We start from the raw sequence: 18,851 nt of genomic DNA on the forward strand, positions 1-18,851 counted from the left end.
TATCGTCTCCTGAGTGAATGGAAGTGGCGGCGCTGCGCAGCAGCGCCTGAAAATCAGCGCCTCGTACGACGCTCAATTGCGGATATGGTGGGTTTTCTGGTAGATCGCCGTCGACCGCGCGCCCGAGCGGCAGTAGCCGAGCATTGGCCGCGGGAATTCGTCCAGCGCATCGACCATGCCCTGCACCGCCTCTTCGGTCACGCCCATCGGTCCAACCGGGACATGGGCGATATCGAGTCCGAGCTCTTTGGCACGCGCCTCGATGACGGAGAATGATGTCTGGTCGGGGCTTTCATGATCGGGGCGATGGCAGACGATCGATTTGAAGCCCAGCGCCTTGATCTCGTCGAGGTCCTCAAGCGTGATCTGCCCCGAAACCGAATATTCATCGTCGATCTGGCGAATATCCATCGTCTTGTCTCCTCAAAGATCGTGGGCTGATGGTCTACGACGGGAGGCCCGCAAGCGTCAACAACACTTCACTCACAGGAACGCAAAGGTGAGCTCATAGCTGCGGCTTTCGCCCGGGGCGAGCATGTTGAATTCACCTGCCGCCTGAAGCTCGTCGCGCGTGACCCAGCGATGCGACACAGGCTCGATGCCGAGAATATGGGCGGGCGCCTTCTGGTTCCGCCAGACCTGCAGATAAGGCAGCGTATCGGCGCGGAAGCGCACGCTGAGCGTCCTGCCGCCGATTGCGGCGATCGGCGCGAGCCGGACTTCCGCCAGGCCCTCCTCCGTTGCCGTCGCCGGCACACAGAAGATGCCGCCCGGCTCCTCGCCGAATGTCCAGGGGAAGCCGCCATTCTCCAGCATCCGGCCTTCGAGCCGCGTGCCGTCGTCCAGCCATTTGCCGCCGACATTCATATGGTACATCAGGAAGGTCGGCACCACCTGATCGCTGGTATTGATAATCCGGTCTTCGAGCCGCACCTCGCCGGTCGCCCCGTCGATCCGCCACAGCCGCTCGATGCGCTGCGGCAATCCCTCGACCCTGGTGATGTCGATATCGGCGCGGCATTCGGCATTGCCATTCTCGTATTTCTTCCACAGGATCTTGGCGGCGTGGCCGGAGGCCGATCCGTGCAGCGGATAGACCTTGCCGTCGGCCCGGCCGGCGATCGGCTGGCGATGGCGGATATGGTCCGGGCCGCAGGTGAAGAGGAAACCTTCGAGCGAGTGATCGATTCGCGGATCGCCATCGTCCGGAATGGCGCGCTTTGGCGCAATATCCACGCCGTCGACGATGCATCCACCGACATCCAGCACCGATGTTTCGTCCAGCATCAGGCGCGGCCCGCCTGCAGCGGCAAATTCGATCATCTCGGGTCTCCTCAAGGATTTATCGGCCGCCGTAGCGTTAGGTTTCGCACTGGCTTTCGTCAATCGCGCCGTTCTCCTCTTGCGCTTTTGCCGCAACCGTGGATTTTGCGGAACGGACACAAGGATGCAAACGTTTATGAGTAAAAGGAAATCTTAGGGATTTTCATATTTTGTTCAGCACGCTTTCATAAATTCCACACTAGCGTCAAAATTCGCGGGTGTGTGTCGGCCCAGTCACTGTTCGAGGTGTGAGACGTGAATCGCTTTTTGAAGTCGGCATTTTCGCTTGCGGCCGTGCTGGCAGCCGTTGCGGCTGCAGCACCGCAGGCCGGCGCGCAGCAGTTTCGTGACCGTCGCCAGAGCGATGTCGTGCTGGTCACGCCGAACGGCGAAATCCTCGATTATGTCCCCCGCGGCTTTGCCTATGCCCGCGATCGCAGCGGCAACCGCGTGCTGATCGACGCCTACGGCAACGTCGTCGCCACCGAAATGCGCGCCCGCGGCTACTATCCGCCCCGGCCCGGCTCGCGCGAGGTCTATGCCGACCAGGGCGGCAATGATCCCTACTATGCCGACGACAACCCCTATGGCGATACGCGTTATTCCGAGCGCGGCGCCGTCACCGGCGGCATTCCGCGCGACGCAGCGATCGAGCGCCTGCCGCTCGGCGAGGAGCCCTATCCGGACGACAACAGCATCGGCAATCCGCAGTCGGGCGACGATTACGCCTCGATCGATCCCGATCAGCAGATCCCGCCCGCCGACGCGCCGAAGGCAGCACCCGACGAGCCCGTGATCACGCTGAAGAACAAGTCGAAGCCCGAGATCGTCGCGCTGCAGGTCTTCCTCGACCGCGCCGGCATCTCTCCCGGCGTCATCGACGGGCATATGGGCTCGAACGTCACCAAGGGCATTTATGCTTACGACCAGATGACGGGATCAAAGCTCGACCCCAACGACACCGATGCCATTCTGGAAGAGCTGCGCATGAACGGCGGCCTGCCCGTCGTCAGCTATACGATCACGCCGGCCGATGCCGCTGGTCCCTTCGTCGCGGAGATCCCTGAAGATTATTCGCATAAGGCGCTGCTGCCGTCGCTCGCCTATACCTCGACCACAGAAATGCTGGCCGAGCGTTTCCATATGGACGAGGCCTTCCTCAAGGAAATGAACCCCGGCGCCGATTTCAGCGTTCCCGGCACGGTGATCAAGGTCGTCAATCCCGGTGAAGCGAAGACCGGCGAGGTCGCCCGCATCATCGCCGACAAGGGGCGCAAACAGGTTTTCGCCTATGACGGCGCCGGCAATCTCATCGCCGCCTACCCCGCTTCGATCGGCTCAACCGACACCCCCTCCCCGTCCGGCACGGTGACGGTCGAGCGCGTCGCGTTCAATCCCGGTTATACCTACAACCCGAAGATCAACTTTCAGCAGGGCGCCAACGACAAGATCCTCAACATTCCCCCAGGCCCGAACGGCCCGGTCGGCACCGTCTGGATGGCGCTTTCCAGGCCGACCTACGGCATCCACGGCACGCCGGAGCCCTCCAAGATCGGCCGCACCCAGAGCCACGGCTGCATTCGCCTGACCAACTGGGATGCGACCGAGCTTGCGAAAATGGTCAAGCCCGGTGTGACGGTCGAATTCGTCGACTGAGCCAAAGCCAGACTGATCACAAACGATAAGGCCGCCGGATCGCTCCGACGGCCTTTCTGTTCCATGCTTGGGTATTCAAGCCGCCGTCGCCATGCGGGCCGAGGCTGTCAACCGAACAGGCACCTTGCGCATGATTTCGTCGGCGAAACAGGTGGCGTTCTCACGCGCCTTGTCGAGATTGCTGACCCGCGTGGGGGCCATGGTCTGCAGCGTGCCGCCACAGTCGAAGATGTCGCGGAAGGCCGAACGTTCGATGATCGCCGTGTCCAGCACCGGCACGTGCCGCTCGCTGAGCAGCGACTTGACGAGCTGCAGCGCCCGGGTCGTCACCATCGAGTTGACGCGGGTCAGCACCACCGAATGGCCGATCTTTATGCCGGCCTTCTCGTCCAGATATTGCAGCAGCTCGAGCACCTGCGCGCCGCCGCGCGCATCCATGGCACAACCCTGGATCGGGATCAGCACGTGGTCGGAAAGGCCGACGGCGGTGGCAAGCAGCGGATTGCGTGCGCCCGGCAGGTCGACGATGAAATAGTCGGTGTTATGCTTGTTCTCGCTGATATGCTGCGGCAGCGAGGCGGTCGTCACGAAATCGATCACCGAAATATTGGGCACGTGCCCTGATATCTCGTGCCAGCGTGAAATCCAATGCTGCGGATCGGCATCCAGAATGGTCACGCGATAGCCCTGACGGGCAAGCTCGGTCGCGAGCAGGAGAACAGCGGTCGTCTTGCCGGCGCCGCCCTTGGTGTTTGCGAAAGTGATGACAGGCATGTTCGGTCCTCGAAGGGAAAATGGCGCGAGCCGGCATCGCTCTTTTGCGCACCGTCGGAGCATCGTGCGGTTAAGCCATCCTTTCCAATCATGGTTAACAAATCCTAAACGCGCGCGGTGAAATTGCAGCGGGCATTTTTCACATCCCTAAAATTCAGGATGCCCCAAGACAAGAAGGCCCGGAAAGCAAGAGCTTTCCGGGCCAATCTGCAGGTCCGCTGATCTTATCAGAAGCAGTCCCTGAAAAGTGCCTTGGTATTTTCGAGCGTCATCGGCATCGGGTTGCCGCCAGCACTCGGATCCTCGATCGCCATGGCCGACAATTCGTCGATGCGGTCGGGGGCGATTCCCATCGCCGTCAGCGTATCCGGCACGCCGAGATCGGAACGCAGCTTCAGCACATAATCGTAGAAGCCGTCGAAACCGCCCGAAATGCCGAGATAGGCGGCCGCGCGGCCGATCTTCTCCTCGATCACAGCGCGGTTGAAGCGCAGCACCGCCGGCATGACAACCGCATTGGTCATGCCGTGATGGGTGTTGTAGACCGCGCCGATCGGATGCGACAGCGCATGGATGGCGCCGAGCCCCTTCTGGAAGGCGACGGCGCCCATGGCGGCGGCGGCCATCATGTTGGCGCGGGCTTCGAGATCCGTCCCTTCCTTATAGGCACGCGGCAGGAATTCCTTGACGAGGCGCATGCCTTCGAGCGCGATGCCGGCCGACATCGGGTGATAGAACGGCGAGGAATAGGCTTCCAGGCAATGGGCGAAGGCATCCATACCGGTTCCGGCGGTAATGATTTTTGGCATGCCGACCGTCAGTTCCGGGTCGGAAATGACGACGCCGGGCAGGAACTTCGGATGGAAGATGATCTTCTTCACATGCGTGACGGAATTGGTGATGACGCTGGCGCGCCCGACTTCCGAGCCAGTTCCCGCCGTCGTCGGCACGGCGACGATCGGAGCGATGCCTTCGAGGCTCGCACGCGTCCACCAGTCGCCGATATCCTCGAAGTCCCAGACCGGCCGCGTCTGGCCGGCCATGAACGCAACGCACTTGCCGAGATCGAGGCCCGAGCCGCCGCCGAAGGCGACGACGCCGTCATGGCCGCCGTCCTTGAAGGCCTTGACGCCGGCATCAAGGTTCTTCTCGTTCGGGTTCGGGTCGACGTCAGCGAAGATCGCCCGGCCGAGGCCGGCATCTTCGAGGATATCGAGCGCGTTCTTGGTGATCGCCATCGAGGCGAGGCCGCGGTCGGTGACGAGCAGCGGCTTTTTGATGCCGAGGCTCTTGCAGGCGTCGGCCAGTTCCTTGATGCGGCCCCGGCCGAGCTTGACCGATGTCGGATAGCTCCAGTTTGCGATGATGTTGCTGCTGCTCATGCTGTCACTTTCTTCAGGTGGAAGGATTTCGGACGCGTCAGATTCTGGAAGCCGATGATCGAGAGCGAGCCACCGCGGCCGGTCTCCTTGACGCCGGTCCAGCAGAGCGCCGGATCGAGATAATCCGCGCGGTTCATAAAGACGGTGCCGGTTTCGATCTCCCGGCCAAGCCGCGCCGCCCGCTCGACATCCTTGGTCCAGAGCGAGGCGGTCAGTCCATACTGGCTGTCGTTCATCAAAGCGAGTGCTTCCTCGTCGCCCTTCACCTTCATGATGCCGACCGCCGGACCGAAAGTCTCCTCGCGCATGAAGGCCATGGAATGGTCGACATTGATGAGGACCTGCGGGGCGAGATAGGCGCCGCCGTCGTCCTGAGGGAAAAGCTTGGGATCGACAAGCGCCTTGGCGCCCTTCGCGACCGCATCGGCAATCTGCTCGCGCACCACCTTGGCGAAACGCTTATTCGCCATCGGCCCGAGCGAAGTCTCGGGATCGAGCGGACTGCCGAGCTTGTAGTTCGACACCCAGGCGACCGATTTCTCGACGAAGGCATCGTAGAGCGATTCATGCACATAGATGCGCTCGATGCCGCAGCAGCACTGGCCGGAATTATAGGTCGCGCCGTCCATCAACGTGTCGACGGCCGCGTCGAGATCGGCGTCTTCCATCACATAACCCGGATCCTTGCCGCCGAGTTCGAGGCCGAGGCCGGTGAAGGTGCCGGCAGCGGCCCGCTCCATCGAGCGGCCGCCTTCGACCGATCCGGTGAAGTTGACGAAATTGAAGCTACCGGCGGCAATCAGCGCCGACGTCGTCTCATGATCGAGGAAAACGTTCTGGAACACATCCTCGGGAACGCCGGCCTCGATAAAGGCCTGCACCAGCCGTTCGCCGACAACAAGTGTCTGCGAAGCATGTTTCAGCACCACCGTATTGCCGGCCATCAATGCCGGTGCGATCGTGTTGATCGCCGTCATATAGGGATAGTTCCACGGTGCGACGACGAAGACGACGCCATGCGCTTCGCGTTCGATACGGCGCTCGAAACGCTCGCTCTCCTCGACGACAACAGGCCCCAGCGCATCCGCTGCGATCGAGGCGACATAGTTGGAGCGTTCGTTGAAGCCCTTGTATTCGCCGCCGTACTTGATCGGCCGGCCCATCTGCCAGGCAAGCTCCGGCACGACGACATCGGACATCTCGTTCAGCCGTGCAGCACCCTTCAGGACAAGCTGAACACGCTCTTCAAGCGGTCGTCTCGCCCAGGCTTTCTGCGCCTTGCGGGCGCGCGCCACCACGTCTTTGGCGGCGTCGAGCGAAAGTGCTGCGCGCTCCGCGTAAACCGATCCGTCGATCGGTGAAATGCATTGGATCATAGCCATGATCGATTTCCGTCCTCGTATTCATCAAAAATTGAGTGAGGCCGCAGCCCCTCATCCGCCTGCCGGCACCTACTCCCCGCACGCGGGGCGAAGGGGGATGGCCGCGACCTCTCCGTTCCTCGCCAACATCTCGCAGGGCACGTCCCCTCTCCCCGTCAGAACGGGGAGAGGGTTAGGGTGAGGGGCAAGCAGCCCCCGGAATCCGTATTAAGCTCTTTCGAACCCCCGCGCCACTTCCCAATCGGTGATGCGGCGGTCGTATTCTTCCTGCTCCCATTCGGCAGCACGGGTGTAATGGTCGATGACGTCGTCGCCGAAGGCTTTGCGCAACATCGCCGATTCCGTCATTGCAGTCGTTGCTGCGCGCAACGTGCGCGGGATTTCGCGGATATCCTTGCCGCCATAGGCGTCGCCGACGAAAGGCGCTTCGAGCTCCATCTTGTTCTCGATCCCGTCGATACCGGCGGCAAGCAGCGCGGCGAAGGCTAGATAGGGATTGAGATCGGAGCCTCCGACCCGGCATTCGATACGGATACCCTTGGTCTCCTCGCCGCAGAGGCGGTAGCCGGCGGTGCGGTTGTCCTTGCTCCAGATCGCCTTGGTCGGCGCAAATGTGCCGGCCATGAAGCGCTTGTAGGAATTGATGTAGGGCGCCAGGAAATAGGTGATCTCGCTTGCATGGGCGAGAAGTCCGGCAACGTAATTGTGCATCAGCGGCGACATGCCGTATTTGCCGGCATGGTCGAAAAACAGCGGCTTTTCCTCGAGGCTCCAGAGTGACTGATGGATGTGCGAGGAGCTGCCGGCGGCATTGTAGTTCCACTTGGCAAGGAAAGTGATGGCCTTGCCCTTCGACCAGGCGATCTCCTTGCAGCCGTTCTTGATGATCGCATGCCGGTCGGCCATGGCGAGCGCATCGGCATAGCGCACGTTGATCTCTTCCTGGCCGGCGGAAGCCTCGCCCTTGGAGTTCTCGACCGGAATGCCGGCGCCCTGCAGCCCGGTGCGGATCGCCCGCATCACCTCTTCCTCCTTGGTGGTCTGGAAGATGTGGTAGTCCTCGTTATAGGCGCTGGCGAGCTTCAGATTGCGATAGCCCGAGGCCTGCGCGGTCTCATAGCTCTGGTCGAACAGGAAGAATTCGAGTTCGGAAGCCATGTAGGCTTTCATGCCCATGTCTTCGAGGCGCCTCACCTGCTTCTTCAGGATCGCGCGCGGCGAATGGGCGACCTCCTCATGGGTGTGATGGTCGAGCACGTCGCAGAGCACGAGCGCTGTGCCTTCCAGCCATGGAATGCGGCGCAGCGTCGAAAGATCCGGCTTCATCGTATAGTCGCCGTACCCTTTCTCCCAGCTCGTCGCCTTGTAACCGGAGACGGTCTCCATCTCCATGTCGGTGGCGATCAGGTAGTTGCAGCTGTGCGTTTCTTTCCAGGCGCTTTCGACGAAATATTCGGCCTGGAAGCGCTTGCCCATCAGCCGGCCCTGCATGTCCACCTGGCAGGCCAGAACCGTGTCGATGCGCCCTTCGGCAACATCCTTCCTGAGATCGTCGATTGTATAGCTGCTGCTCATGAGTGATCCGCCTGAAATTGGGATTGAAAAAATCGGGGCAACGAAATCGCATGCGCTCGGCCTGGTTTGGCGTCCCGATGCCTTTTCGTTGAACCGGTGATGGGGCCGCAGGAGCGGCCCCGCCATTTGAGAGGGAAGCCTCGATGCTTAACGTTCGCCGCTTTCGCCGACGGCCGCTTCTGCCGCCGCGATTTCGGCCTGGCGCTTCGCCACTTCGGCGCCGATCGGCGGCCCCTTGAAACGCCGGCGCTCGAAGCCGAACCAGACGATCGCCGTCAGCAAGAGGAACCCGACGGTAACGTAAAGCGCAGCACCGTTCGGCGGCTGGACTCCGAGAACGAAGATCAGGACCATCGCGATGATCGAGAGCACGGCAAAGAGCTTGAAGAGGCCTTCGCCGAGGTTCCACGGACCCATCTTGTCCCACTTGGACGTGCCCCAGGCGAAGAGGCCGAGCGTGATCGGTATCGCAAAGGAGAAGAACAGGAAGATGACCGTGCACGACACCACGATCGTGTAAACGGGCGTATCGCCGATTTTCACGAAGTCGAGTGAGGTGAACCAAACGAACAGCACCGACAGGATCGATCCCGTCCAGATCGCGGCCACCGGAGTGCGGTATTGCGGGCTGACCTTCGACAGCGCCTTGGAGGCCGGTAGGCCGCCGTCACGCGAGAAGGCGAAGATCATGCGGGAGACCGAGGTGACGGTCGCAAGGCCGCACAGCCACTGGCTGACGAAGATCGCAAGATAGAGGATATCCTTGACAACGGGGTTCACCTGGCTGTCCATCGCCCAGAAGAACACGTTCCAGCCCTGTTTGGCCGCGTCGTCCATGTTCGGCAGCATGAGGACGAAGGCGCACAGCATGATGTAGCCGAATAGCGCCGACCACAGGACCGAGGCGACCATGCCGCGTGGAACCGAATGGGCAGCCTTGACCGTCTCCTCCGATGTATGCGCCGAGGCGTCATAACCGGTGATGGTGTAGATCGGCAGCAGCAGGCCGAGAAGAAAGACCCAGGCCCCCGAGGTCGACGGCCAGACGCTACCGCCGACTTCGCCGGAATAGTTGGCGAAAGTGAAGAGGCGGCCGAACTCATAGGAAGGCGCCGAAAGAAGGCAGACAGCCGCCAGCGCGATCGAGGTTGCGAAGATCAGATAACCCGAGAAGTCCGTGAGCTTCGCGGTCAAGCCAATCCCCATGTGGTTTACCAGCGCCTGCGCGCCGGTAATTATGACGAGGAAAATGATCCGCACCGTGATCGTGTCCGTCAGCCCGAGATAAGTGGTGCCGAAGGAGCCCATGAAGAAGTAATAGGTACCGACGTTGATGGCGCCGAGAACGGTGACGAGACCGAGCAGGTTGAACCAGGCCGTCAGCCAACCGGTGAAGCGGTTGCCGAGGATCGAGCCCCAGTGATAGAGGCCGCCGGCCGTCGGATAGGCAGAGCTGATCTGCGCCATGGCGACGGCGAAAACGAACGAGATGAAGCATCCCACGGGCCAGCCGATGCCGATCGCCGCGCCGCCAGCGCCAGAGGTCGCCTGGGCCAGCGAATTGATGCCGCCGGAGAGAATGCAGATGATGGAGAATGATACGGCGAAATTCGAGAATGAACTCATTCGCCGTTCGAGTTCTTGGGCATAGCCCATCGAATGCAGGATGTGCACATCCTGCTTCTTGTCCAGTTCGGTATAGTCCGACATGACTTCCCCCTGTTCACGACCGGCCGCGGAATTGCAGCCGGTCCAGTGCCAATTGTCCGCGGCATTTTCGCCATGCGGACGTCCGCAGATAAACTGCTCCCTCGGGTCTTCTTTTTTTATCAGGCTTCCAGGCTGTGCTGGAGAAGTCCTGTCAGATAATCGGCCATGACCCTTTGGCCGCCATCGTCTGCGATGAGGTCGTTGCGGACCTCGATCATTACATTGCGCAGGCCGTTCGAAAGCCCGTGCAGGATCAGCGTGTGGGTCACGCCATCCTCGGGTCCGTAAGGCTGGTTGCGTTCAGTCCTGTAAAGCGGCGCATCGGCCGCGGCATCCAGCATGCGGTCGGCGAGCCGGCTGTCCTCATCATGCAATATGCCGAGTTCGACGGCGCGTTGCCGGCCGTGATAGACCGGCGTGAAGCTGTGCATCGTCACGATGACGGTATCCTGCCCCCTCGCCCGCCGATCGCGGATCAGTCCGCGGATGGCATCATGGAAAGGCACATAAAGCGCATCGGTGCGCGCCAGGCGTTCTTCGGCGCTCAAATCCTTGTTGCCGGGAATGGCATAGATCTCGCTGGTCTCCGGCATGGCGCCCGGTGAACTGGGCGGCCGGTTGCAGTCGTAGATGAGCCGGGAGAAGCGCTGGTAGACGAGCGTCGCGTCGACTGCTTGCGATATGCCGCGGGCAACGGCGAGCGCGCCCGGATCCCAGGCGATATGGCTCGACAGCGCTTCGCTGGGTAGGCCGAGATCGCCGAAGCGGGCAGGAAGCGTTTTCGAGGCGTGCTCGCAGACGAGCAATACCGGGCTACGGCCTTCGATGCGCTCGATCCCGACGCAATCGCCGTCCGCTTCGCTGAGGATGTTCGGCTGGGCCAGCACCAAAGGCGCCACTCCTATCCCTTAATAAAAGCTTTAAAGAAAAGAATTCTTCAGCTTTTGGCGACTGTCAAGCATCCTCTGAAAATTTCTTTTCATGACAGTGGTTGACATGGATTATGACAGCGTTGTTAACTTTGGTTGGGAGAGTGGCGCCAGACCACTCCCGGGGAGCAAAGTCACGTGACCACTGCGTCGAAGACGGTTTCGGACGTCATACATTCGCATCTCGGCGTGTTGACGCGTGCCGAGAAGCAGTTGGCGGAAAGCCTCCTCGACAACTATCCGGTTTCCGGCCTCGGCAGCATCACTACGATTGCAGAGAACGCCGGCGTTTCCACGCCCACCGTGGTGCGGATGGTGCAGAAGCTCGGCTTCAAGGGCTATCCGGACTTTCAGGCGCATCTGCATCTGGAGGTCGAGGCGACGATATCGAACCCGATCGCCAAACATGACCGCTGGGCGCAGAACGCGCCGGGCACTCATATTCTCAATCGTTTCGCCGATGCCATTATGGGCAATCTGCGCCAGACGCTGAGCGATCTCGACACCGCGACCTTCGACAGCGTCGCCTCGCTGCTCTCCGACCGCAAGCGCGGCCTCTATTTCGTCGGCGGCCGCATCACCGGCGCGCTTGCCGAATATTTCTTCACCCATATGCAGGTCATCCGGCCGGCAACGACGCTGCTATCGGCGAATTCCAGCAGTTGGCCGCAATATGTCCTCAACATGAATGCCGGCGACATCCTGATCATCTTCGACATTCGCCGCTACGAGCAGGAAATGGTCAGCCTTGCCACCGCCGCCCGCAAGCGCGGTGCCGAAATTGTTGTCTTCACCGACCAATGGGGCTCACCGGCCGCCAAACTCGCCCGCCACGCCTTCCGCGTCCGGATCGAGGCACCATCGGCCTGGGATTCCTCCGTCGTTACCCTGTTCATCGTCGAGGCGCTGATCGAAGCCGTCCAGAATTCGACCTGGGACGAGACAAAGGAACGCATGAAGACATTGGAGGGGCTGTTCGAGCAGACCAAACTCTTCCGCAAACCGGGTTAGGAGGACAAGACAAAGAGGGAGAAAAACAATGGCGGATTTTTGCGGAAATAGACCGCGCTGTCGCAAATGGAACATCTGTCACAAGCGCCTGCTATTCATGCAAAATCACCGTCACGCAGCCGTCACACAAGCTTCATGTAAGCTCATTAACAGCATCGCCAGACACTGAAAACCCGAAGGAGAACAACAGTGATCTCTAACATTTCTCGACTCCTGTCGCTTTCTACTGCGATGATCGTGGCTTCGACCGCGATTGCCGCTGCAGAACCGAGCGCAGAACTTATCGCTGCCGCCAAGAAAGAAGGCACGCTGACCACAATCGCTCTCCCGCACGACTGGTGCGGCTATGGCGACGTCATTGCCGGCTTCAAGGCCAAATATGGCCTCGAGGTCAACGAGCTGAACCCGGATGCCGGTTCGGGCGACGAAGTCGAAGCCATCAAGGCCAACAAGGGCAACACCGGCCCGCAGGCTCCTGATGTCATCGACGTCGGCCTCTCCTTCGGCCCGTCCGCCAAGAAAGACGGCCTGATCCAGCCTTACAAGGTCTCCACCTGGGATTCGATCCCGGATACGGCCAAGGATCCGGAAGGCTATTGGTACGGTGACTATTACGGCGTTCTTTCGTTCCTCGTGAACAAGGACCTCGTCAAGCAGTCGCCGGCCGACTGGGCCGATCTGAAGAAGAGCGACTACGCAAACACCGTCGCTCTCGCAGGCGATCCGCGCACGGCCAACCAGGCTGTCCAGGGCGTTTATGCCGCTGGCCTTTCCGCATCCGGCGGTGACGCGGCCAAGGCAGGCGAAGAAGGCCTGAAATTCTTTGCCGAACTCAACAAGGCCGGCAATTTCGTGCCTGTCGTCGGCAAGGCGGCTCCGTTCGCTCAGGGCTCAACGCCGATCATCGTCGCCTGGGACTACAATGCAATGTCCTGGGGTGAAAGCCTGAAGGGCAACCCGCCGTTCGAAGTCGTCGTTCCGAAGACGGGCGTCGTCGCCGGCGTTTACGTCCAGGCGATTTCTGCCTTCGCTCCGCACCCGAACGCTGCCAAACTCTGGATGGAATATCTCTATTCCGACGAAGGTCAGCTCGGCTGGCTGAAGGGCTATTGCCACCCAATCCGCTTCAACGATCTTGCCAAGAACAACAAGATCCCGAAGGAACTGCTCGACAAGCTGCCGCCGGCAGCAGCCTATGAAAAGGCTGTCTTCCCGACGCTCGAAGAGCAGGCCGCCGGCAAGGAAACCATCACCAAGAACTGGGATTCCGTCGTCGGCGCAGCCGTCAAGTAATCTCCGATCCTGCCTCCCCGCCTCAGGGCGGGGAGGTTTTTTTCTCACTCCGATGCCCCAGGATGAGCTTTTCATGAGCACGGTTTCAACGCCTATGGTGAGCAGCGCCCCCTTGATCAACAGAGACCGCGTGATCGACTGGCTGGGCATTGCACCTTTCATTATCTTTTCGCTGCTGTTCCTGATCATCCCCACGCTTTATCTGGTGGCGGGCGCGTTTCTGACGCCCGAGGGTAACTTCACGCTGAAGAATATCGGCGATCTCTTTACCCCGTCGATCATGAGCGCTTACTGGATCAGTATTCGCGTCTCCGTAGCGTCGGCTCTCGGCGGCGCGCTGATCGGCTTTTTCCTCGCCTGGGCCGTGGTGCTCGGCGGCCTGCCGAATTCGGTGCGCTCGACGCTTCTGACCTTCTCCGGCGTCGCCTCGAATTTTGCCGGCGTGCCCCTCGCCTTCGCCTTCCTCGCAACGCTCGGCCGCACCGGCCTCGTGACAGTTTTCCTGCGCGAATGGTTCGACTTCAACCTTTACAGCACCGGCTTTAATCTGCTGTCCTTCTTCGGCCTCACCATCACCTATATGTATTTCCAGATCCCGCTGATGGTGCTGATCCTCACTCCGGCGCTGGACGGCATGAAGAAGGAATGGCGCGAGGCCTCTGAGATCCTGGGCGCCACCAACCGCCAATACTGGACGATGGTTGCCCTGCCGATCCTGTGGCCGAGCCTGCTCGGCACGACGCTGCTGCTCTTCGCCAACGCCTTCGGCGCCATCGCCACCGCCTTTGCACTGACCGGCAGCTCGCTGAACATCGTACCGATCCTGCTCTATGCCCAGATTCGCGGCGACGTGCTGCACAATGCCAATCTCGGTTACGCCATCGCGCTCGGCATGATCGTCATAACAGGCGTCTCCAACGTCCTTTACCTCATGCTGCGCATGCGCGCCGAACGGTGGCAGAAATGAAAGCTCAACGCCTCGGCGCCTGGATCGCCATTATTCTGGGCGCATCCTATTTCGTCATTCCACTGATCGGCACGATCGAGTTTTCGCTGCGCATGCGCCGCGGCGAATATAGCTTCGACGCTTACCAGTCGGTCTTTTCCGATGCCCAGTTCCGCGAGACCTTCGGCTACTCCATGCTGATGGCGCTTCTTACGATCGTTTTCGGCATGCTGCTCGTCGTCCCCACCGCCTACTGGGTGCGGCTGCGCCTGCCGCAGATGCGCCCCGTCGTCGAATTCATCACGCTGCTACCGCTCGTCATCCCGGCGATCGTCATCGTCTTCGGTTATCTCAGGATGTATAATTCGTCGTCCTACTTGCCGTTGACGGGTTCGACGACCGGCACCAACGTCCTGCTGGTCTTCTCCTACATCACGCTGTCGCTGCCCTATATGTACCGCGCCGTCGATACCGCGATGCGCGCCATCGACGTCCGCACTCTGACGGAGGCAGCCGAAAGCCTCGGCGCCCGCTGGACGACCATCATGTTCCGCTGCATCTTCCCGAACGTGATGAGCGGCGTGCTCTCCGGCGCCTTCATCACGCTTGCGATCGTCATGGGCGAGTTCACCTTCGCCGCATTGCTCAACCGTCCGGCCTTCGGCCCGTACCTGCAGCTCGTCGGCGCCAACAAGGCCTATGAGCCTTCGGCGCTCGCCGTTATCGCCTTCTCGATCACCTGGCTCAGCATGGGCCTGATCAATCTCGTTTCCCGCTTCGGCAAAGCCCGCCCGGCAAAGGCTTAAGGTAATCGGCCATGTCTTTTCTCACACTGACCAACATTCAAAAGTCTTTCGGCCAAGTTCAGGTCGTCAAGAATTTCAACATGAACATCGAGAAGGGCGAATTCGTCTCCTTCCTCGGGCCATCGGGCTGCGGCAAGACCACCGTCCTGCGCATGATCGCCGGCTTCGAAACCCCGACCGGCGGCATGCTGACCATCAACGGCAAGGACCAGAGCGCGCTCAAGCCGAACCAGCGCAACATTGGCATGGTCTTCCAGGCCTACGCTCTCTTCCCCAACATGTCCGTGCACGATAACGTCGCCTTCGGCCTCAAGGTCGCCGGCGCGCCGAAGCCCGAGATCGACGCCCGCGTCAAGGAAATGCTCGGCCTGATCAAGCTCGATCACCTGGCCGATCGCTACCCCTACCAGCTGTCCGGCGGCCAGCAGCAGCGCGTCGCACTTGCCCGTGCGCTCGCCGTCAAGCCACAAGTGCTGCTGCTCGACGAGCCGCTGTCGGCCCTCGACGCCAAGATCCGCGTGTCGCTGCGCGAGGAAATCCGCCAGATCCAGCAGCAGCTCGGCATCACCACCGTCTTCGTCACCCACGACCAGGAAGAGGCGCTGTCGATCTCCGACCGCATCGTGGTGATGAACGCCGGCAAGGCCGATCAGATCGGCTCGCCCTTCGAGATCTACAACAAGCCGGCCACGCGCTTCGTCGCCTCCTTTGTCGGCACGCTGAATCTGATCGAGGCCAAGGTCGTCGATCCCGACACCAACCTCATCCAGATCGGCGATCAGAAGATCACGCTGAAGCAGTCGGTCGCAGCCCACAAGACCGGCGAGACCATCTCGCTGGCGCTGCGCCCGGAAGCAGGCTCGCTCTCCGACACCGCCAGAAGCGATACGGCACTGACCGGCCAGGTCGTCTCGGCTCACTTCCTCGGTTCGGTCATCCGCACCCGCATGAATGTCGGCGGCAACGTCATCTCCTTCGACATGTTCAACAGCCCCGGCGTCACCCCGCCGCAGGCCGGCGAAACCGTGACGCTCCGTTTCATGGCAGCTGATCTGCTCATCATCCGCGATTGATATTCGCGTGTCGCGGATGCAAAAAGGCGCCGTTTCGCGGCGCCTTTTTGCATCGTCCTGATGAATGGGATCGTTCAGCGGATCGCCCTGTCGTCCGCATCGAAGCGATGCACGCGCGCCTGGTCTGGCGTCGCGTAAACGATCTCATCGGGCTCATACTGGTGCTCGCCGAAGAGACGCGCCGTCAGCAGGCCGCACTGCTCGGATTCCAGATAGATGATCGTGTCCGCGCCGAGATGCTCGACATGCACGACCTTCGCACCCCACGTCCCCTGCTCGCGCGACAGCGTCATATGTTCGGGGCGCACGCCGATCGTCTTGGCGCTGTGATCGCCCACCTTTTCGCCGGGGATGAAATTCATCTGCGGCGAGCCGATAAAGCCGGCGACGAAGACGTTGGCCGGGCGGTTGTAAAGCTCCATCGGCGAGCCGATCTGCTCGATCGCGCCGGCATTCAGCACGACGATCTTATCGGCAAGCGTCATCGCCTCGACCTGGTCGTGCGTAACGTAGATCATCGTCGCCTTCAGACCGCGGTGCAGCCGGGCGATTTCGAGCCGGGTCTGGACGCGCAGCGCCGCATCGAGGTTCGACAGCGGCTCGTCGAACAGGAAGAGTTCCGGTTCGCGAACGATGGCGCGGCCGATCGCGACGCGCTGGCGTTGCCCGCCGGAAAGCTCGGCCGGTCGGCGTGCGAGATAAGGCGCGAGCGACAGCATGCCGGATGCCTTGCCGACGCGCTTGTCGATCTCGTCCTTGGCGGTGCCTGCCTGCTTGAGCCCAAGCCCCATATTGTCCTTGACCGTCAGATGCGGATAGAGCGCATAGGACTGGAACACCATGGCGATGCCGCGCTTGGCCGGCGGCGTCAGCGTCTCGTCGCGGCCGTTGATGACGACGGCGCCCGAGGTGACGTCCTCGAGGCCGGCGATGCTGCGCAAGAGCGTCGATTTTCCGCAGCCGGACGGCCCGACGAAGATGACAAATTCGCCGTCCTTGACCTCGAGGTCGATGCCTTTCAGCACCTCATGCGTGCCATAGGTCTTGCGGATGGATTTGAGTTGAAGCGATCCCACTATCTTTCCCTTACAATCTGACCGGCTGGCCGGTGCGCACGCTCTCGTCGGCGGCAAGGCAGATGCGTAGTGACGCCACCGCATCCGCCATGTGGCGATCGAGGTTCAGATCCTCGCGGATCACCCTCAGCATGAAGGCCTGTTCCAGGTCGCAGAGTGCCTGATGACCGGGCTCGCCCGTCATCCTCATATCCTGGTCGGGCCGGATGAACTTGCCGTCCGGGCCGGTCTCGGCCGTGTGCAGACGGATCACCGAGGTTTTGGTGTGCGTGTCGATATCGTCGGACTTGGCGTTCGGATCCATGACGATCGACACCGCCCCCTTCGGCGACATCACGTCCTTCACGAAAAAGGCAGTCTCCGAAATCATCGGCCCCCAGCCGGCCTCGTACCAGCCGACCGAACCGTCTTCGAAGAGCACCTGCAGGTGGCCATAATTATACATGCCGGCGACGATCTCATCGGAGAGCCGCAGTCCCATGCCGCGCACCTCGACTGCCCTGGCATCGGTGATCTGGCACATGACGTCGATATAATGCACGCCGCAATCGACGATCGGCGAGGTCGTCTGCATCAGCGACTTGTGCGTCGCCCAGGTCGGGCCGCTGGACTGCTGGTTGAGGTTCATGCGGAAGACGTAAGGCGGGCCGAGTTTGCGCGCCTCCTCGATCAGTCTCGTCCAGGACGGGTGATGGCGCAGGATATAACCGATCACCAGCTTGCGCCCCGCCTTCCTTGCCGCAGCAACAACCCGCTCGGCGTCGGCGACGGTCGTCGCCAGCGGCTTTTCCACGAAGACATGGCAGCCGGCCGCGAAGGCAGCGACGGCATAATCGGCATGGCTGTCGGAATAGGTGTTGATCGAGCAGAGGTCCGGCTTCAGCTCGGCAAGCGCCGTCATGAAATCGGGATGAACCGTATAGGCCTGCAGCGCGGGCTCCAGCGCCGGCGTCGAGCGATTGACGAGACCGACGATCTCAAAGCCGGGATTGTTGTGATAGGCAAGCGCATGGCTGCGGCCCATATTGCCGAGACCGGCAACGAGGACGCGGATCGGATTCTCCTGGCTCATTTGACAGCCCCTGACGTAATGCCGCGGATCAGCTGCCGCGAGAAGATGACGTAGAGGACGAGGATTGGCAGGATAGCCAGCGACAGCGCCGCCAGCACCGCATTCCAGTTGGTGACGAACTGGCCGATGAAGATCTGCGAGCCGAGCGTCACCGTCTTAGTGCTTTCGGCGGGCGCCAGGATCAGCGGGAACCAGAGATCGTTCCAGATCGGGATCATGGTGAAGACGGCGACGGTCGCCATGGCCGGCCGCACCAGCGGCAGTACCAGCCGGAAGAAGATCGCGTATTCGGAAAGCCCGTCGATGCGCCCGGCATTCTTGAGATCGTCCGAAACCGTGCGCATGAATTCCGACAGGATGAAGATCGCCAGCGGAATGCCCTGCGCGGTATAGACGAGGATCAGCGCCGTCAGCGTGTTGACGAGGCCGGCCGCCACCATGCCCTGCAGGATCGCCACTGTGCCGAGGCGGATCGGGATCATGATGCCGATCGCCATATAGAGCCCGAGCAGCGCATTGCCGCGGAAGCGATATTCCGACAATGCGAAGGCGGCCATGGCGCCGAACAGCAGCACGAGCAGGATCGAGACGATGGTCACGACGAAGCTGTTCTGGAAATAGGTGGCGAAATCACCCTGCCCCAGCACCGTCTGGTAACCGACGAGGCTGAAGGTCGACGGCGTCGGGATCATCAAAGGCGCGCGGAAGATCGAAGCGCGATCCTTGAACGAGTTGACGATGGTCAGGAACACCGGAAACAGCGCGACCAGCGTGTAGGCGGAGAGCGCCAGATGCACGAGGCCGGTGCGGATCGGAGATGTGCGTGCCTTGGACATGCGCGCT

At 61.3% G+C, this 18,851-nt stretch carries 17 protein-coding genes; 6 read left to right on the plus strand and 11 right to left on the minus strand.

The features are described from left to right. Positions 1-72: 72 nt before the first annotated feature. Both AMK00_RS14780 and AMK00_RS14785 read right to left on the minus strand, forming a co-directional pair. Complete coding sequence (locus tag AMK00_RS14780; protein WP_064803860.1) at positions 73-411, minus strand: TIGR01244 family sulfur transferase; 339 nt, start codon at positions 409-411, stop codon at positions 73-75. 72 nt (positions 412-483) lie between these two features. Continuing rightward, positions 484-1,323, minus strand: coding sequence for a DUF4432 family protein (locus AMK00_RS14785; RefSeq protein ID WP_064810845.1), 840 nt, complete (start codon positions 1,321-1,323; stop codon positions 484-486). Between the two features lie 255 nt (positions 1,324-1,578). On the opposite strand from AMK00_RS14785, the gene AMK00_RS14790 reads away from it, so the two are divergent. After that, positions 1,579-2,979 carry a L,D-transpeptidase gene (locus AMK00_RS14790; RefSeq protein ID WP_064803864.1) on the plus strand — a complete coding sequence of 467 codons (1,401 nt, stop codon included), beginning with the start codon at positions 1,579-1,581 and terminating at the stop codon, positions 2,977-2,979. Positions 2,980-3,054: 75 nt separating this feature from the next. Here AMK00_RS14790 and AMK00_RS14795 read toward each other — a convergent pair whose 3' ends face one another. The 6 genes from AMK00_RS14795 to AMK00_RS14820 form a co-directional block, all read right to left on the minus strand. Beyond that, complete coding sequence (locus AMK00_RS14795) at positions 3,055-3,753, minus strand: ParA family protein (RefSeq protein WP_064810847.1); 699 nt, start codon at positions 3,751-3,753, stop codon at positions 3,055-3,057. A gap of 227 nt (positions 3,754-3,980) precedes the next feature. After that, positions 3,981-5,135, minus strand: coding sequence for an iron-containing alcohol dehydrogenase (locus tag AMK00_RS14800; RefSeq protein WP_064810849.1), 1,155 nt, complete (start codon positions 5,133-5,135; stop codon positions 3,981-3,983). Then, positions 5,132-6,517, minus strand: coding sequence for an aldehyde dehydrogenase family protein (locus AMK00_RS14805; RefSeq protein WP_064810851.1), 1,386 nt, complete (start codon positions 6,515-6,517; stop codon positions 5,132-5,134). Before AMK00_RS14805 ends, AMK00_RS14800 begins: the two co-directional genes overlap by 4 nt. A 207-nt stretch (positions 6,518-6,724) precedes the next feature. Beyond that, positions 6,725-8,092, minus strand: coding sequence for a glutamine synthetase family protein (locus tag AMK00_RS14810; protein WP_064803872.1), 1,368 nt, complete (start codon positions 8,090-8,092; stop codon positions 6,725-6,727). 147 nt (positions 8,093-8,239) lie between these two features. Further along, a complete protein-coding gene (locus AMK00_RS14815; protein ID WP_064810853.1) occupies positions 8,240-9,802 on the minus strand; it encodes an amino acid permease in 1,563 nt (520 codons plus the stop codon). 119 nt (positions 9,803-9,921) lie between these two features. Further along, the gene (locus AMK00_RS14820) at positions 9,922-10,692 is read right to left on the minus strand and encodes an N-formylglutamate amidohydrolase (RefSeq protein WP_064810855.1); all 771 of its coding nucleotides are present in this window, start codon (positions 10,690-10,692) and stop codon (positions 9,922-9,924) included. Positions 10,693-10,869: 177 nt separating this feature from the next. Here AMK00_RS14820 and AMK00_RS14825 point away from each other — a divergent pair, with 177 nt between their 5' ends. The 5 genes from AMK00_RS14825 to AMK00_RS14845 all read left to right on the plus strand — a co-directional run bounded on the left by AMK00_RS14825 (position 10,870) and on the right by AMK00_RS14845 (position 15,860). Next, positions 10,870-11,742 carry a MurR/RpiR family transcriptional regulator gene (locus tag AMK00_RS14825; RefSeq protein ID WP_064803878.1) on the plus strand — a complete coding sequence of 291 codons (873 nt, stop codon included), beginning with the start codon at positions 10,870-10,872 and terminating at the stop codon, positions 11,740-11,742. Between the two features lie 189 nt (positions 11,743-11,931). Further along, positions 11,932-13,035, plus strand: a complete 1,104-nt coding sequence (locus AMK00_RS14830; RefSeq protein ID WP_064803879.1) for an ABC transporter substrate-binding protein — start codon at positions 11,932-11,934, stop codon at positions 13,033-13,035. 73 nt (positions 13,036-13,108) lie between these two features. Next, positions 13,109-14,002, plus strand: coding sequence for an ABC transporter permease (locus AMK00_RS14835; protein WP_004668498.1), 894 nt, complete (start codon positions 13,109-13,111; stop codon positions 14,000-14,002). Continuing rightward, the gene (locus AMK00_RS14840) at positions 13,999-14,787 is read left to right on the plus strand and encodes an ABC transporter permease (protein WP_064810857.1); all 789 of its coding nucleotides are present in this window, start codon (positions 13,999-14,001) and stop codon (positions 14,785-14,787) included. Before AMK00_RS14835 ends, AMK00_RS14840 begins: the two co-directional genes overlap by 4 nt. Positions 14,788-14,798: 11 nt before the next feature. Next, positions 14,799-15,860, plus strand: coding sequence for an ABC transporter ATP-binding protein (locus tag AMK00_RS14845; protein ID WP_064810859.1), 1,062 nt, complete (start codon positions 14,799-14,801; stop codon positions 15,858-15,860). A gap of 74 nt (positions 15,861-15,934) precedes the next feature. Here the strand turns inward: AMK00_RS14845 and AMK00_RS14850 are convergent, their stop codons facing one another. The 3 genes from AMK00_RS14850 to AMK00_RS14860 are packed head-to-tail and all read right to left on the minus strand — an operon-like array spanning position 15,935 to position 18,844. Beyond that, positions 15,935-16,936 (minus strand): ABC transporter ATP-binding protein, encoded by a 1,002-nt coding sequence (locus tag AMK00_RS14850; protein WP_064803885.1) that lies wholly within the window; start codon positions 16,934-16,936, stop codon positions 15,935-15,937. A 10-nt stretch (positions 16,937-16,946) separates the two neighbouring features. Beyond that, positions 16,947-18,008: a Gfo/Idh/MocA family protein gene (locus AMK00_RS14855; RefSeq protein ID WP_064810861.1), complete on the minus strand. Its 1,062-nt coding sequence runs from the start codon at positions 18,006-18,008 to the stop codon at positions 16,947-16,949. After that, on the minus strand, positions 18,005-18,844 hold the full coding sequence (locus AMK00_RS14860) for a carbohydrate ABC transporter permease (protein WP_064810863.1): 840 nt from the start codon (positions 18,842-18,844) through the stop codon (positions 18,005-18,007). The genes AMK00_RS14855 and AMK00_RS14860 overlap by 4 nt, the downstream gene beginning before the upstream one ends. Positions 18,845-18,851: the final 7 nt, after the last annotated feature.

Origin of the sequence: Rhizobium sp. N621 (assembly GCF_001664325.1) — a bacterium.
Classification (GTDB): domain Bacteria; phylum Pseudomonadota; class Alphaproteobacteria; order Rhizobiales; family Rhizobiaceae; genus Rhizobium; species Rhizobium esperanzae.